The 15,194-nt window shown below is 70.7% G+C and carries 10 protein-coding genes and 2 pseudogenes; 2 read left to right on the forward strand and 10 right to left on the reverse strand.

The genetic code is table 11. The features are described 5' to 3' along the window. Positions 1–49: 49 nt before the first annotated feature. The 9 genes and pseudogenes from AB0O67_RS09680 to AB0O67_RS09720 form a co-directional block, all read right to left on the reverse strand. Positions 50–364, reverse strand: a pseudogene (locus AB0O67_RS09680) (GNAT family N-acetyltransferase); the annotation flags it as partial. Positions 365–381: 17 nt separating this feature from the next. Continuing rightward, positions 382–1,545 (reverse strand): oxygenase MpaB family protein, encoded by a 1,164-nt coding sequence (locus AB0O67_RS09685; protein ID WP_365448010.1) that lies wholly within the window; start codon positions 1,543–1,545, stop codon positions 382–384. Between the two features lie 17 nt (positions 1,546–1,562). Further along, on the reverse strand, positions 1,563–2,618 hold the full coding sequence (locus tag AB0O67_RS09690; protein ID WP_365448012.1) for a polyprenyl synthetase family protein: 1,056 nt from the start codon (positions 2,616–2,618) through the stop codon (positions 1,563–1,565). Then, positions 2,608–2,886 (reverse strand): polyprenyl synthetase, encoded by a 279-nt coding sequence (locus AB0O67_RS09695; protein ID WP_365448014.1) that lies wholly within the window; start codon positions 2,884–2,886, stop codon positions 2,608–2,610. The genes AB0O67_RS09690 and AB0O67_RS09695 overlap by 11 nt, the downstream gene beginning before the upstream one ends. A gap of 200 nt (positions 2,887–3,086) precedes the next feature. Then, entirely contained in the window at positions 3,087–4,472 is a 1,386-nt protein-coding gene (locus AB0O67_RS09700) for an alpha-amylase family protein (RefSeq protein ID WP_365448016.1), read from the reverse strand. A gap of 152 nt (positions 4,473–4,624) precedes the next feature. Beyond that, the gene (locus AB0O67_RS09705) at positions 4,625–6,307 is read right to left on the reverse strand and encodes a glycoside hydrolase family 13 protein (RefSeq protein ID WP_365448018.1); all 1,683 of its coding nucleotides are present in this window, start codon (positions 6,305–6,307) and stop codon (positions 4,625–4,627) included. Positions 6,308–6,472: 165 nt separating this feature from the next. Continuing rightward, a complete protein-coding gene (locus tag AB0O67_RS09710; RefSeq protein WP_365448020.1) occupies positions 6,473–7,381 on the reverse strand; it encodes an ABC transporter permease subunit in 909 nt (302 codons plus the stop codon). A gap of 13 nt (positions 7,382–7,394) precedes the next feature. Then, positions 7,395–8,330, reverse strand: a pseudogene (locus AB0O67_RS09715) (sugar ABC transporter permease); the annotation flags it as partial. 123 nt (positions 8,331–8,453) lie between these two features. After that, positions 8,454–9,722: an extracellular solute-binding protein gene (locus AB0O67_RS09720; RefSeq protein WP_365448022.1), complete on the reverse strand. Its 1,269-nt coding sequence runs from the start codon at positions 9,720–9,722 to the stop codon at positions 8,454–8,456. Positions 9,723–10,102: 380 nt separating this feature from the next. Here AB0O67_RS09720 and AB0O67_RS09725 point away from each other — a divergent pair, with 380 nt between their 5' ends. After that, positions 10,103–11,137, forward strand: coding sequence for a LacI family DNA-binding transcriptional regulator (locus AB0O67_RS09725; RefSeq protein WP_365448024.1), 1,035 nt, complete (start codon positions 10,103–10,105; stop codon positions 11,135–11,137). Positions 11,138–11,267: 130 nt separating this feature from the next. After that, complete coding sequence (locus AB0O67_RS09730; protein WP_365448026.1) at positions 11,268–12,119, forward strand: phosphatase PAP2 family protein; 852 nt, start codon at positions 11,268–11,270, stop codon at positions 12,117–12,119. Between the two features lie 32 nt (positions 12,120–12,151). Here AB0O67_RS09730 and AB0O67_RS09735 read toward each other — a convergent pair whose 3' ends face one another. Beyond that, positions 12,152–15,145, reverse strand: a complete 2,994-nt coding sequence (locus AB0O67_RS09735; protein ID WP_365448028.1) for a bifunctional [glutamine synthetase] adenylyltransferase/[glutamine synthetase]-adenylyl-L-tyrosine phosphorylase — start codon at positions 15,143–15,145, stop codon at positions 12,152–12,154. Between the last annotated feature and the right edge of the window lie 49 nt (positions 15,146–15,194).

Raw genomic sequence — 15,194 nt, forward strand, 5'->3', positions numbered from 1 at the left:
GAAGTTTCAGCGAGACCCTCGGCAGTGGCCTCCGTCGTGGCCGGCTCGGTCAGCGCAGGTCCAGACGCATGAGGACGCGGGGATGCCCGGCCAGGACCGATGTGGTGCCGGCGGCGTGGGTGAAGCCGGCGCGGGCGAAGTCGACCGCGCCCGCGACGAGGGCGTGCGTGATGCCCCGCCTACGGTGGCCGGGGCGGACGCGGGCGCACCACAGCGACCAGACCGGCAGGTCGTCGACGTGCGGGATCTTGCGGTTGCGGGCGAAGGACGTGTCCGCGCGGGGCGCGACGGCGGCCCAGCCGACCGGTACGTCACCGTCGTGGGCGAGCACGCCGGGAGGGGGGTCCGCACGGCACAGGCCGGCGACGCTCCTCACCCGGGTCAGGTGCGGACCGTGGCGGCGGGCGGGGTCCAGCGGCGGGTGCGGGGCACCGCGCCGGAGACTCCGTAGTCCTTCCTCAGCTGTTCGGGGATGGCGTAGTGCATGACCCGTCCGCGGGTGAGGGACGACAGCTCCAGGATCGTGGTGAGGTGGCCCAGGCGGTCCAGGGCCCAGGCGCCCAGCGGTGAGCGGTCCTCGATCGTCTCCAGAACACCGAGCAGATGGGGCACGGCCCGCACGACGGTGTCCCACGGGGTGCGCGGCACCTGGAGCCAGTCGGCACAGGTGTCGCCGACGAGATGGCGGATGAGGGCGGAGACGATCGGGTCGAAGAGAGTGCCGGGCACGACCTCCTCGTAGAGGTCGATCAACTGCCGGGTCAGACGCGCGCCCTCCTCGGACGGCCCCATGTGGCGCACCATGTAGAGATCGAGGAACCGGCGGGCATCCAACAGGGTCCTCGGTACGGCGTCCTGGTCGACGCCGAGCATGGCACCGACGACGCGCCAGGCGTAGTAGTAGGCCTCAGCGCCCTCCACCGACATGTGGATGCCGAGGCGGTGCAGGCTGTCCAGCACCAGCAGGGAGAAGAACATCTGCCCGCCGATCATGTCCTCCTGGCAGATCGGCGTGCCGAGCGCGCCGACGTCCCACCGGTCCTCGCGCACCAGGTGATGGCGGATGGCGGCATGCAGGAGTCGGACCTTCTGCGCGGCGGGGATGAAGCGGCTGCCGGACTCGAAGGCGCCGGGCTGCATCAGATGGACGGTGAACTGGCCGGTCTCCGCCATCCGTTTGGAGGGGTACTCCAGCCCGTGCGTGGCCGACAGCAGCCGCGCCACGTGCGGGACGACGTAGCAGGCGGGCATGGAGGCGAAGGACAGGGCGGTGGAGATGTGGACGTTGTTGTCGATGAAGAACAGCCGGGCCTTCTCCATCTCCCCCCAGTCGACCCAGGCCGGCGGGGCACTCGTGGCCTGCAGATACTCCCGGGCGACGGCGGGCAGCCCGTCCGGCAGCGGGGCGCCGGCGGTGGAGACGTAGCGCATCAGCGTGTTGAACTTGCCCACCTCCCCGCGCTCGAAGAGCGTGGCGACGGTGGCGTCGGCCAGCTCGTCCCCGGCCCGCCGCAGGGCGTTCATCGATGCCTCGGTGCAGTTCATGGCAGGGCTCCTGGAGTTCAGAACGGGCGGACCGCGGCCGAGTGCGCCAGCTCGGTCAGGGCGACGGCGGCGTGCGGCGGGACATCCAGCTCGTGGAGGGCGCCGAGGGCTTCCTCGACCCGTGCGGCGATCATGTTCTCGACCCGGTCGGGCGCCTTCAGCCGGCGCATCACCTCACGCACGGCGTGCAGGCCGTCCTCGTCCAGGTCACGCCGGCCCAGCAGGGCGCGCAGCCGCTCCCGGTCGGCGTCCCGGGCGAGGCGCCACGTCTCCGCCAGCAGGGCGGTGGGCCGGTGGCCGCGTACGTCGTCGGTGCCCGCCTTGCCGGTCCGCTCCGGGTCACCGAACAGGCCCAGCAGGTCGTCCCGCAGCTGGAACGCCTCGCCCAGCGGCAGGCCGTAGGCGGAGCAGCCCTCGCGCAGCCGCTCGCCCGCACCGCCCAGCGCGCCGCCGATCAGCAGGGGCTGTTCGACGGTGTACTTGGCGGTCTTGTACCGGATCACCTTCAGCGACGCCGCGGTGTCCGGCTCGGCTCCGGTCCGCAGGATCTCCAGGCACTCCCCGGCGATCAGCTCCCGGGCCAGCACCGACCACAACGGCCGGGCCCGCGCGAGGTACGCGGCGGGCAGTCCGCTGGTGGTGAACAGCTGACCGGCCAGGCCCGTCAGCAGATCCCCGACCAGCATCGCGAGCGACCTGGCGGCGGCGACGGCGCGTGGGCGACGGCGTACCGCGCCACGCAGGGCGATGTGCGCGGTGGGCCGGCCGTGCCGCAGGGGGCTGTCGTCGATGAGGTCGTCGTGGACGACGGCGGCGGCGTGCACCAGCTCCATGGAGGCCGCGGCCCGCACCAGCGCGTCGCTGTCCGGCTGACCCGCCGCGCGCCAGCCCCAGTAGCAGAACGCGGCCCGCAGCCGCTTGCCGTCGGCGACCACGGCCTCCAGCTGGTCGGCCACGGGGCCGAGGGCCGGATCGATCGCCGCGAAACGCCCGGCCTCCTCGGCGACGAACAGGTGCAGGACCTCGTCGACGCGGGCCTTGAACGCCGCCGGCTCCCACCGGTCAGACGTCATCGGCGGGCCGTCGCTTCAGGGCCTGCCGGGCGAGGATCTCCAGATGGGCCGGCGGCACGGCCGCGCACCGGTCCAGCGCCAGGCGTCCCCGCGCCATCAGGTCGTTCCCGGCCTCGGCCGCCAGCTCGGCGCCGTCCGATCGGCGCAACAGGCCCCGTACGGTGCCGAGGGCGGCCCCCATCGTGCTCACCGCCAGATCGGCCAGCCCGGCCACCAGGAGGACCGCCCGCTCCTCGGGGCCCCCGCCTCGTCCCGCATGCTGCGTCATGCCACTCCCCACCCCAGCACTTCGCGCGGCGCCGGTCACGCGCCGCCCTTCCCAGCTTCGCGAGAGGCCGGGAGCGGGAGAGGGGAAACTCACGATCGGGTGAGCGGATCGCTCGACCGTACGGATCGCCGGCGCACGGTGAGGGGCGACCGGTGGACACCGACCGCCCCTCACCTCACCTCATGTCACCTCATGTCACCTCAGCAACCGGGCTTGCCCGCGTGGATCGCGAGCGCCGTGTTGCCGCCCAGGGTCGCCGTGAGCTGGCCGGAGCCGTTCACCGTCACCGTCGTGTTGTTCTGGACGTTGCAGTACGTCCCCGCCGGCAGCGACGTCTGGTACGTGCGGGTCAGCGAGCCGGACTCGTGGTTGATCGCCACGAAGCCCTTGCTGCCCCGTCCGAAGGCGATCGCGTCGCCGCCGTTGTCCCACCAGTTCGTCACCGACTGGCCCCGGGTCGCGTTGCGGAAGGCGACCATGCGCTGGATCTCGGGCCAGGCGTGCTGGCACTTCCAGCCGTTCTGCCAGCAGGCGTCGACCCGTCCGCCGTTCGGCGGTCCGGCGTCGTGGTCGGTGAACTCGTAGCCGGAGTTGATGTCGGGCGCGCCGTAGGGCCAGGCCAGCATGAAGACGTTGGCGAGGGTGTAGTTGGCGTTGTCCTTGTAGCTGAGCGTGGAGCCGTTGCGCTCGGTGTCGTGGTTGTCGACGAAGACACCGGAGACGCCGCTGCTCATGTAGCCCCAGCCCTCGCCGTAGTTCTTGAGGTAGGCGAGGTTCTCGTTGTTGAAGACGCGCTTGAGGTCGTAGGCGTAACGGAACTCCTGGACGTCGCCGTTGCGGGTGTACTCGGTCGGCTGGACCGCCTCCCCGCTGCCGAAGATGACCTCCTGCTTCCAGTAGACGGAGGGATTGCTCAGCCGGGACTTGATGTCGGCCAGGTCGGCCGTCGGCATGTGCTTGGCCGCGTCGATGCGGAAGCCGTCGACGCCGAGGGAGAGCAGGTCGTTCATGTAGCGGGCGAGGGCGGAGCGGACGTACTCCTCGCCCGTGTCCAGGTCGGCGAGGCCGACCAGTTCGCAGTGCTGGACGTTCCAGCGGTCCTGGTAGTTGGAGATCTGCCCGGTGCAGTCGTCGAAGTCGAAGGACGAGTACAGGCCCGGGTAGTTGTACTTCGTGTACGACGAGCCGCCGGTGCCCGTGCCGTTCCCCGCCGCCATGTGGTTGACGACCGTGTCGACGACCACCTTCACGCCGGCCGCGTGGCAGCTGTCGACCATGTTCCGGAAGGCCGCGCGGTCGCCGAGCCGCCCGGCGATCCGGTAGCTGACCGGCTGGTAGGAGGTCCACCACTGCGGGCCTTGTATGTGCTCGGCGGGCGGGGACACCTGCACGTAGCCGTACCCGGCGGGGCCGAGGGTGGTGGTGCACTCGCGGGCGACCGAGGCGAAGTTCCACTCGAACAGGACGGCGGTGACGTCCTTGGTGCCGGGCGGGGAGGCCTGCGCCTCGGTCGGGTGCATGACAAGGGTGGACGCGGTGACGGCGGCTGCGAGGGCGGCCGCCCAGGGGAGGGTTCTGCGTGCCATGTGGGGTTCCTTCACCGTTGAAGGCTCTTGCTGAAAACTTTCAACCATCTTGCGGTGACGGAGATGTTAAAGGCCCGCCGCCCGAATGGGCAGCGGGCCGAGCCAAGTTGAATGAAAAATCTTGCGAGAGGACTTTCAGGGAGCCGGCGGCCTCAGGAGGTCGTCGTCCACCAGACCGTGGTGTCGGCCGGCACCTTCACCTCGTCGTGCACCTCGTCCACCGCGCCGCTGGCGAGCAGCAGCCGGCCGTAGGCCGGAGTCGTCACCGACTCCCCAGCGGTGTTGGCGACGCACACGAACTCCCCGCGTCTGAAGGCGAGCACGCCCTCCGGCGCCTTGAGCCACTCGACCGCCTCCCCCGCGCCGAGGTCGGCCTGCGCGCGGCGCGCGGCGAGCGCGGCCCGGTACAGCTCCAGCGTCGAACCGGCCACGCCCTCCTGCGCCGCCACGCTCAGCTCGCCCCACTCGGGCGGCTGCGGCAGCCAGCTGCCCCCGCTGCCGAATCCGTACGACGACCCGGTGCGCGTCCACGGGATCGGCACCCGGCAGCCGTCGCGGAAACCGTCCTGCCCCGCGCCGCGGAAGTACGCCGGGTCCTGGCGCACCTCGTCCGGCAGGTCGACGACGTCCGGGAGGCCCAGCTCCTCGCCCTGGTAGATGTACGCCGACCCGGGCAGCGCCAGCATCAGCAGCGTGGCCGCCCGGGCCCGCCGCAGCCCCAGGTCACGGTCACCGGCCTCGCGGATCTGGGTGCCGAGACCGGGCGGGTTGGCGAAGCGGGTGGCGTGCCGGGTGACGTCGTGGTTGGACAGCACCCAGGTGGCGGGGGCCCCGACCGGGCGCATCGCCTCCAGGGTGCGATCGATGACCGTGCGCAGCTCCTTCGCGTCCCAGTCCGTGCTCAGGTACTGGAAGTTGAAGGCCTGGTGCAGCTCGTCGGGGCGGACGTAGTGCGCGGTGCGCTCGACGGTCGGCGTCCAGGCCTCGGCGACGAAGATCCGCTCGCCCGCGTACTCGTCGAGGACCAGTCGCCACTGCCGGTAGATCTCGTGCACACCGTCCTGGTCGAAGAACGGCATGACATCGTTGCCCAGCAGTTTCAGCTGGTCGTGGTCGCCGAGGTCCGGCAGGCCGTCCGCCTTGACCAGGCCGTGCGCCACGTCGATGCGGAAGCCGTCCACGCCCATGTCGAGCCAGAAGCGCAGGATGGAGCGGAACTCGTCGCCGACCGCCGGGTGGTCCCAGTTGAAGTCCGGCTGCTCGGGCGCGAAGAGGTGCAGGTACCACTCGCCGGGCGTGCCGTCCGGCTCGGTAACCCGCGTCCAGGCGGGGCCGCCGAAGATGGACTCCCAGTCGTTGGGCGGCAGTTCTCCGTTCTTCCCCTTGCCCGGGCGGAAGTGGTAGCGCTCGCGCAGCGGGGAGCCGGGGCCCTCCGAGACGGCGCGTTTGAACCATTCGTGCTGGTCGGAGGAGTGGTTGGGCACCAGGTCGACGATGACGCGCAGGCCCAGCCCGTGCGCGTCGCGGATCAGCGCGTCGGCGTCCAGGAGGTTGCCGAACATGGGGTCGACGGCGCGGTAGTCGGCGACGTCGTATCCGGCGTCGGCCTGCGGGGAGGCGTAGAAGGGACTCAGCCACACGGCGTCCACGCCGAGGTCGCGCAGATACGGGAGGCGGGAGCGTACGCCTTCCAGGTCGCCCATGCCGTCGCCGTTGCTGTCGGCGAAGCTGCGCGGATAGACCTGGTAGATCACCGCGTCCCGCCACCAGTCGCGGCGCTTGGCGACGGTGGCGACGGCGGAGTTCGGTGCCGGGTCGGCAGTGTGCTGGCTCATGGCGTCCTTGATGTGTAACCGACTTGAGGTCATGGAGGCGTGGGTACGGCGGCGAGGGCGGGGTGGGGTGGGGTGACGAGGCGGCCGCGGTGCCGGCGGGGTCGGAGAGGCACCGCGGCCGCCACCCGCGCCGAACAGGGCGCGGGGGTCTCGAGGTGAGGGGCGTCAGCCCTTCGTGCCACCTGCGGTGAGACCGGTCACCAGGTTCTTCTGCACGAGGTAGAAGAACGCCGAGACCGGTATCGCGATCAGTACGGCGGTGGCGGCCATCAGGTTGCGCTGGGCGTCGTGCTCGCTGACGAAGCTCTGCAGACCGACCGCGAACGTGTACTTCTCGTCGTCCAGAAGGAACGTGGTGGCGAAGGCGACCTCGCCGAACGCGGTGATGAAGCTGTAGAACGCCGCCACCGCGAGGCCCGGCCGGGCGAGCGGCAGGATCAGCCGCAGGAAGGTGCCGAACGGGGACAGTCCGTCGACGCGTCCCGCCTCGTCGATCTCGAAGGGGATGGTGTCGAAGTACCCCTTGAGCAGCCATGCGCAGTACGGCACGGCGGTCGAGCAGTAGACGAGGATCAGGCCGAGGTAGGTGTCGATGAGCTGGAGCTCCGACAGGATCTGGTACATCGGCACGATCAGCACGGCGATCGGGAACATCTGGGTGACCAGCAGCACCCACATGAACTTCCGGTAGCCGGGGAAGCGCATCCGGGACACCGCGTAGCCGGTGGTGGCGGCGATGATCACGCCGATGAACGTGGTGCCCAGCGAGACGACGAGCGAGCTCTTCAGCCAGTCGAAGAAGTTCGTCTCCGTGAGGACGAACGAGTAGTTGTCGAAGGTCATCTTCCCCCAGATGCGCCCGGGGTGCAGATAGTCGTCCTTGTCTGGGCCGAGGGACAGGTAGACCAGCCAGGCGATCGGGAACAGCGCGATCAGGCTGGCGAAGGTCAGCGTGCCGTGCGAGGCGAGGGTCCCGAGGAGGCCGGGCTCGCCGCGCCGGCGCGTCCGGCGCGCCGGGGCGGGAGAGGGGGCCTGGTCCGCGGCGGCGGACTTCTGAACGGTCGTGGTGCTCATGGGGACTCCTGCCTCAGATCGCGAGCTGCTGGTCATTGCGGTTCAGCCAGCGGCGGTAGACGGAGGTGAAGACGATCAGGATGGCCAGCAGCAGGATGCCGTAGGCGGCGGACTGTGCGAAGTCGCGTGGCTGCTGTCCGAAGCCCAGGTAGTACGCCCAGGTGACGAGGATCTGGGCATCCGGAGCAGTGGTGCCGAACAACAGGAAGATCACCGCGAACTGGTTGAAGGTCCAGATCACGCCGAGCAGCACGACGGTGGAGCTGACCGAGCGCAGGCCCGGCAGGGTGACGTACCGGAAGCGCTGCCAGGCGCTCGCGCCGTCCATCTCCGCCGCCTCGTAGAGCGTGGTGTCGATGGACTGCAGGCCGCCGAGGAGCGAGACCATCATGAACGGCACACCGCACCACGTGTTGACCATGATCGCGGCGAATCGCTGCCAGAAGGTGTCCTCCAGCCACAGCGGGGCCGGCAGGTGCAGGAACTCCAGGGCGGAGTTGATGATGCCGCCGTCGGCGAGCATGAAGCGCCAGCCGAAGACGGTGACGAAGGTGGGCACGGCCCAGGGCAGGACCATGATCAGCCGGTAGAGGGTGCGGCCGCGCAGCTTCTGGTTGAGCAGCAGGGCCAGGCCCAGGCCGATGGAGAAGTGCAGCCCGACGCAGGTCGCCGTCCACACGATCGTCCAGATGAAGTGCGACCAGAAGCGCTCGTAGGCGGTCTCACCCCACAGGATGTCCGCGTAGTTGTCGAAGCCGATGAACTTGTACGTGGCCTCGATCTCGTTGACGCCGATCGTGCGCCCCGTGTTGAGGCTGTTGGCGTCCGTGAGCGTGAGGTAGAGACCGTATGCCAGCGGATACAGGACCAGGACGCCGAGCACGACGACCACGGGGGCGATCATCGCGTAGGCGTACCAGTGCTTCTGGTAGCTGCGCCTCAGGCGCTGGACGGCGACTGTCATGGTTCGACAACCTTCGTATGGGTCTGCGGATCAAGGGGCGTGACGCACAGGCCGGTGGCCGCCGGGTCCGTCCCCCCTGGGACGGCGGACCCGGCGGCCACGCGGTGATCACTTGGCGAAGTCCGGCACCAGCTTGGCGATGGCGGTCTCGGCGTTGCTCAGCCCCTTGTCCAGGGACTCCTTGCCACCGGCGACCTTGGGCAGCTCGGTGTCGAGCGGACCCCACAGCGAGCTGTACTCGGGCAGCGCCGGGCGCGGCTGCGCGGCGGCGAGGACGCCCTGGTAGCCGGCGATGCCCGGGTCAGCCTTGACCGCGGCGGTGTAGGCGTCGTCGCGGGTGGGCAGCGTGGAGTTCTTCAGGGCGATGGTCTCCTGGGCCTTCGCCGAGGTCATGAAGTTGACGAACTTCAGCGCGGCCTTCTGGTGGGCCTCGTCGGAGCCGGCGTACACGGAGAGGTTGTGGCCGCCGGTCGGGGCGCCCGCCTTGCCGGTGGAGCCCGCCGGGACGGTGGCGATGCCCAGGTTCTGCTTGTCCTTGAACGCGGAACCCTTGTAGAAGTTCGTGATCTCCCAGGGGCCCTGGATGATCGCGGCGACCTTGCCGTTGACGAACGCGTCCTGGATGTGGGCGTAGGCGTCGGCGGTGGTGTCGGCCTTGTGCAGGCCCTTGCCTTCGAAGAGACCCAGCCAGGTCTCGTAGGCTTTCTGCGCCTCGGGCGACTTGACGGTGATCTTCTTGGCGTCGGCGTCGACGGTGTCCGTGCCCTCGCCGTAGAGGAACGACTGGGCGTAGTAGGCCTGGGTGGAGCCCCAGTAGCCGTCCACTCCGGTCTTCGTCTTGATGGTGGCGGCGGCCTTCTTCAGGTCGTCCCAGGTCTTGGGGGCCTCGACGCCGGCCTCGGCGAAGAGCTCCTTGTTGTAGACCAGCGCCAGCGTGTCCGTGGTGAAGGGCACACCGTAGGTCTTGCCCTCGAACTTGGCCTGCTCGATCAGGCTGGACTGGAACTTGTCCTGCTCGGCGAGGGCGTCCGTGCCGTCCAGCGGCAGGAAGTAGCCCTTCTTGGCGAAGGCGGGCGTCCAGCCGACCTCGGAGCGCAGGATGTCCGGGGCGCCCTTGGAGCCGGCGGCCGTGTCGAACTTGTTCTGCGCCTGGTCGAAGGGCACGTTGACGTACTTGACCTTGATGTCCTTGTTGGCGGCCTCGAACTCCTTGACCAAGGCCTGGTACGTCGGTGCCTCGTTGGTGGCGTTGGAGGTGTCCCACCAGGTGATGGTGACCGGGCCGTCGGCCGAGTCGCCGCTGTCGTCTCCGCCGCAGGCCGTCGCCGCGAGGGCGAGGGACGCCACCAGCGCGGTGGCCGCTATGCCACGCCGCATGAGTTCTCCTTGAGGGTGAAAGCCCGTGTTACCAGGGGTGGTCCCGTCCACCACCCCTGTCGACTTACCGACTGCGCCGTTGCCGCCGCCGGGCGACCGTGAACGTAACAGCGATGTAAGCGTTGCGAAAGACCTTGCAGAAAAAAAGTGCAAGGGCTCACTGAAGTTATCCGCACGTGACCCGCCGTCGACCGCTGTGAGACCGTTGTTCTACGGGGTTGAGCGGGCACGGACCGTGTTGTGCAAGACTCTGCAAGCTCTTGCCATCCGTTACCCGAAGGGACGCCATGCCGCAGCAACCGCCAGCGCGCCGGTCAACCGCCCGCACCCGGCGTCCGATTGGTGTGCAAGGCGACATACGGCCGGTACAGTCCAGTGCCGTGACCACACGGCTTGCCGACATCGCTGCTCAGGCGGGGGTGAGCGAAGCGACCGTCAGCCGCGTCCTCAACGGGAAGCCCGGCGTCGCCTCCACCACCCGCCAGTCCGTGCTGGCCGCACTCGACGTGCTCGGCTACGAGCGCCCGGTGCGGCTGCGCCAGCGCAGCGCGGGTCTGGTCGGCCTGATCACCCCGGAGCTGGAGAACCCGATATTCCCGGCCCTGGCGCAGGTCATCGGCCAGGCGCTGACCCGTCAGGGCTACACCCCGGTGCTGGCCACCCAGACTCCCGGTGGTTCCACCGAGGACGAGCTGACCGAGATGCTGGTCGACCGCGGCGTGGCCGGCATCATCTACGTCTCAGGGCTGCACGCCGACACCACCGCCGACATGCAGCGCTACGAGCAGCTGCGCGCGCAGGGCGTGCCCTTCGTGCTGGTGGACGGCTTCTCCCCGAAGGTGCAGGCGCCCTTCATCTCGCCGGACGACCGGGCGGCGATGACCCTGGCGGTCACCCACCTCGTCTCCCTCGGCCACACCCGGATCGGCCTGGCCCTCGGCCCGAAACGGTTCGTCCCCGTGCAGCGCAAGATCGAGGGCTTCGTCCGGGCGATGCAGGACCAGCTCGGCCTGAGCCAGGAGACCGTCGGGACGGAGCTCGTCCAGCACTCGCTGTACACCCTGGAGGGCGGCCAGGCCGCCGCCTCGGCTCTCATCGCCCGGGACTGCACGGCGGTGGTGTGCGCCAGCGACATGATGGCCCTCGGCGCCATACGCGCGGCCCGCCAGCAGGGCCTGGAGGTCCCGACGGACGTCTCCGTCGTGGGCTTCGACGACTCCCCGCTGATCGCCTTCACCGACCCGCCGCTCACGACCGTCCGCAAGCCGGTCCCGGCCATGGGTCAGGCAGCGGTGCGTACGTTGCTGGAGGAGGTCGGCGGGACGCCCGCGCCGCACAGCGAGTTCGTGTTCATGCCGGAGCTGGTGGTGCGCGGTTCCACCGCTTCGGCCCCTGGGGAGCGGAATCGTCCCTAGGTCGGAGAACCGCCGCCGCGCCTGGTACGCCGGGACGAGGCGGACGCCTTCCGCAGCCGTAGAACGGACGTGCTGAACCCCACCAGGGGATGATCGGAGGGGGAAGGCTTTTCTGGCAGACTCTGTGCCCATGGGTGAGACGACCGTGACGACACCGGAAGGCCGGGAAGAGGCCGTTCCGCAACCCGTCGCGGACGACATGGGGGCGGGTTTCCTGCGCCGGCTGCGGGCTCCGCGCCGGCCTCGGCTGTGGTTCGAGATCCTGTTGATCGCGGTGAGTTACTGGACCTACTCCCTGATCCGCAACGCGGTCCCGGAGCAGAAGGCCGAGGCGCTGCGCAACGCCGACTGGATCTGGCAGGCCGAGCAGCAGCTGGGCATCGCTGTCGAGCAGTCCGTCAACCACGCCGTGAACTCGGTGACTTGGCTCATCGTCGGCATGAACTACTACTACGCGACGCTGCACTTCATCGTCACCCTCGGTGTCCTCGTGTGGCTCTACCGAGGCCATCCCGGGCGCTACGCGGCGACCCGCACGGTGCTCTTCGCGACGACCGGTGTGGCGCTCGTCGGTTACTACCTGTATCCACTCGCCCCGCCTCGGCTGATGAACGGCGGCCACTTCGTCGACACGGTCATGGTCCATCAGACGTGGGGGTCGATGGCCTCCGGCGACCTGAAGACCATGTCCAACCAGTACGCCGCGATGCCGTCCATGCACATCGGCTGGTCCCTGTGGTGCGGGCTGACGATCTTCGCGCTGGCTACCGTGCCGTGGGTCCGGGTGCTGGGCCTGCTCTACCCGACGCTCACCCTCGTCGTCATCGTCGCCACCGCCAACCACTTCTGGCTGGACGCGGTCGGCGGCATGCTCTGTCTCGCCTTCGGCTACGGCGTGGCACGCGCCTGGTACGGAAGGCTGCCGCACGCGCTGCCGCGTGTGGCCCCGCACGGCAGACCACTGGTGCCGAGGCAGGCGTAGCGGGGGGTACCGCCCAGCTCCCCCGCCACCCGCTACCCCCCGTAGAACAGCGTGTCCACCACGGCCCGGGCCCGCCGGGCCGTACGCCGGTACGCGTCGAGCATGTCGCCCACGTGGCCCGGCCCGTACCCCAGGTAGCGCCCCACCGCCGCCAGCTCCCTCGCGTGCGAGGGGAAGGTGTCCCCGGCCCGGCCGCGCACCAGCATCACCGCGTTGCGGACGCGGGTCGCGAGCACCCACGCCTCGTCCAGGGTCCCGGCGTCCTCCGCGGAGATCAGCCCGGCCTCCCGCGCCGCCCCCAGGGCCTCGCGGGTCCGGGCGGTGCGCAGACCCGGCACCTCGTACCCGTGCCGCAGTTGCATCAGTTGGACGGTCCACTCCACGTCGGACAGCCCGCCCGGACCGATCTTGGTGTGCAGCTTGGGGTCGGCGCCCCGGGGCAGCCGCTCCGACTCCATGCGGGCCTTCAGCCGCCGGATCTCGCGTACGGCCTCGTCCCCGAGCCCCCGCTCCGGGTAGCGCAGCGGATCGATCAGCTCGACGAAGCGGCGGCCCAGGTCCTCGTCGCCGGCGACCGGTTCGGCGCGGAGCAGGGCCTGCGACTCCCAGACCAGGGACCAGCGGCGGTAGTACGCCTCGTACGATTTCAGGGTGCGCACCAGCGGTCCGGACTTGCCCTCCGGGCGCAGATCGGCGTCGATCAGCAGCGGCGGATCGGCACTCGGCAGTTGCAGCAGCCGGCGCATCTCGGAGACGACCCGGTTCGCGGCGTCGGACGCCTCCCGCTCGTCGGCGCCCTCCCGGGGCTCGTGCACGAACAGCACGTCCGCGTCGGAGCCGTAGCCCAGCTCGTGCCCGCCGAACCGCCCCATTCCGATCATGGTGAACCGGGTCGGCAGGGTGTCGCCCCAGCCGTCCCGCACGACCGCCCGCAAGGTGCCCGCCAGGGTGGCCGCCGTGAGGTCGGACACGGCCCCGCCGACCAGGTCCACCAGGGCGCCCTGGTCGGCCCCGGTGGGGTGGGCCTCGGTGCCGTAGGAGCCGACGATGTCCGCGGCGGCCGTCCGGAACAGCTCCCGGCGGCGTACGCCGCGGGCCGCCGCGACCGCCTGCTCGCCGCCGTCGGCGCGGCCGACCGCCGCGAGGATCTCCTGCTCCAGATGGGCACGCGGGCGGGGCTCCAGTCCCCCGCCGTCCCCGTCGCCCAGCAGGGCCACGGCCTCCGGGGCGCGCATCAGCAGGTCGGGGGCGAGCCGGCCGGCGGACAGCACGCGGGCGAGGTTCTCCGCCGCCGCGCCCTCGTCGCGCAGCAGCCGCAGATACCAGGGCGTCTTGCCCAGCGCGTCGGAGACGTTGCGGAAGTTGAGCAGTCCGGCGTCGGGGTCGGCGGAGTCCGCGAACCAGCCGAGGAGGACCGGCAGCAGGGTGCGCTGGATCGCCGCCTTGCGGCTGACGCCGGACGCCAGCGCCTCCAGATGCCGCAGCGCCGCCGCCGGGTCGGCGTACCCGAGCGCGACGAGCCGTTCGCGCGCCGCCTCGGCGCTCAACCGGGTCTCGCCCGGGGTGAGTTGTGCGACCGCGTCGAGCAGCGGCCGGTAGAAGAGCTTCTCGTGCAGCCGGCGTACGACGGCGGCGTGCCGCTTCCACTCCCGGTTCAGCTCGGCGACCGGATCGGCGCGCAGGCCCAGGGAGCGGCCGAGGCGCCGCTGGTCGGCCTCGGCCTCGGGGACGAGGTGGGTGCGGCGCAGCCGGGAGAGCTGGATGCGGTGCTCCATGGAGCGCAGGAAGCGGTACGCGTCCTCCAGCTGCGTGGCGTCGGCGCGGCCGACGTACCCGCCCGAGGCCAGCGCCCGCAGGGCCTTGAGGGTGGAGCCGCTGTGCAGGGAGGTGTCCGCCCGCCCGTGCACCAACTGCAGGAGCTGCACGGCGAATTCGACGTCGCGCAGCCCGCCCGGGCCGAGCTTCAGTTCGCGCTCGACCTCGGCGACCGGGATGTTCTCGATCACCCGGCGCCGCATCTTCTGCACATCGGCGACGAAGTTCTCGCGCTCGGCGGCCTGCCACACCAGGGGGCCGACGGCGGCGACGTACTCCTCGCCGAGTTCGAGGTCGCCGGCGACCGGCCGGGCCTTGAGCAGGGCCTGGAACTCCCAGGTCTTGGCCCAGCGCTGGTAGTAGGCGAGGTGGCTGCTGAGCGTGCGCACCAGCGGACCGTTTCTGCCCTCGGGGCGGAGGTTGGCGTCGACGGGCCAGATGGAGCCCTCGACGGTGGTCTCCGAGCAGATCCGCATCATGTGCGAGGCGAGCCGGGTGGCGGCCTGGAGCGCCTTGCCCTCGTCGGCGCCCTCGACGCCCTCCCCGACGAAGATGACGTCCACGTCGGAGACGTAATTCAGCTCGTTCCCCCCGCACTTGCCCATCGCGATCACCGCGAGCCGGCACATCGCGGCGTCGCCGGGCGCGTCGGACGAGGCCAGGGCGAGGGCGCGGCGCAGGGTCGCGGTGGCCAGGTCGGCGAGCTCGGCCGCGGTCTCCTCGATGTCGATCGTGCCGCACACGTCGCGGGCGGCGATGGAGAGCAGACAGCGCCGGTAGGCGACGCGCAGCGCGATGGGGTCGGCCGCCTCGGCGAGCCCCCGCTCGAACTCCGCGACCCCCCGGTGCAGGTCGCGCGGCTCGTAGGTGACCAGCGCCTGCCAGTCGCCGGAGTGGCGGGCGAGGTGGTCGGCGAGGGCGGCGGAGGCGCCGAGCACCCCGAGGAGCCGGTCGCGCAGGGGCTTGGAGGCGGTGAGGGTGTCGAGCAGTTCGCGGCGCGCGGTGGGGTCGGGCTGCGCCTCCAGCAGCCGCACCACGCCGTGCAGCGCGAGGTCGGGGTCGGCGGTGGCGCCCAGCGCCTCCAGCAGCACCGGATCGTCGCGGACGGCGTCGAGCCCGGCGCTGTCCAGCAGCCGCTCGGCGCCGGACGGGTCGGTGAAGCCGTGTCGCAGCAGCCGCGTGAAGGTACTGCTTCTGCGCCCCGGCGTCATCCTTCGCCCTCCCGTCGGGATCAACGTGGTACGAGCCGAGCCTAACCGG

The sequence above is a fragment of the Streptomyces sp. NPDC086077 genome (assembly GCF_040686175.1).
Taxonomy (GTDB): Bacteria; Actinomycetota; Actinomycetes; order Streptomycetales; family Streptomycetaceae; genus Streptomyces.

Coding starts and splice junctions, on each gene's coding strand:
- AB0O67_RS09690 (WP_365448012.1), bottom strand. CDS start 2,618: ATGACGTCTGACCGGTGGGAGCCGGCGGCGTTCAAGGCCCGCGTCGAC.
- AB0O67_RS09695 (WP_365448014.1), bottom strand. CDS start 2,886: ATGACGCAGCATGCGGGACGAGGCGGGGGCCCCGAGGAGCGGGCGGTC.
- AB0O67_RS09720 (WP_365448022.1), bottom strand. CDS start 9,722: ATGCGGCGTGGCATAGCGGCCACCGCGCTGGTGGCGTCCCTCGCCCTC.
- AB0O67_RS09705 (WP_365448018.1), bottom strand. CDS start 6,307: ATGAGCCAGCACACTGCCGACCCGGCACCGAACTCCGCCGTCGCCACC.
- AB0O67_RS09685 (WP_365448010.1), bottom strand. CDS start 1,545: ATGAACTGCACCGAGGCATCGATGAACGCCCTGCGGCGGGCCGGGGAC.
- AB0O67_RS09710 (WP_365448020.1), bottom strand. CDS start 7,381: ATGAGCACCACGACCGTTCAGAAGTCCGCCGCCGCGGACCAGGCCCCC.
- AB0O67_RS09730 (WP_365448026.1), top strand. CDS start 11,268: ATGGGTGAGACGACCGTGACGACACCGGAAGGCCGGGAAGAGGCCGTT.
- AB0O67_RS09735 (WP_365448028.1), bottom strand. CDS start 15,145: ATGACGCCGGGGCGCAGAAGCAGTACCTTCACGCGGCTGCTGCGACAC.
- AB0O67_RS09700 (WP_365448016.1), bottom strand. CDS start 4,472: ATGGCACGCAGAACCCTCCCCTGGGCGGCCGCCCTCGCAGCCGCCGTC.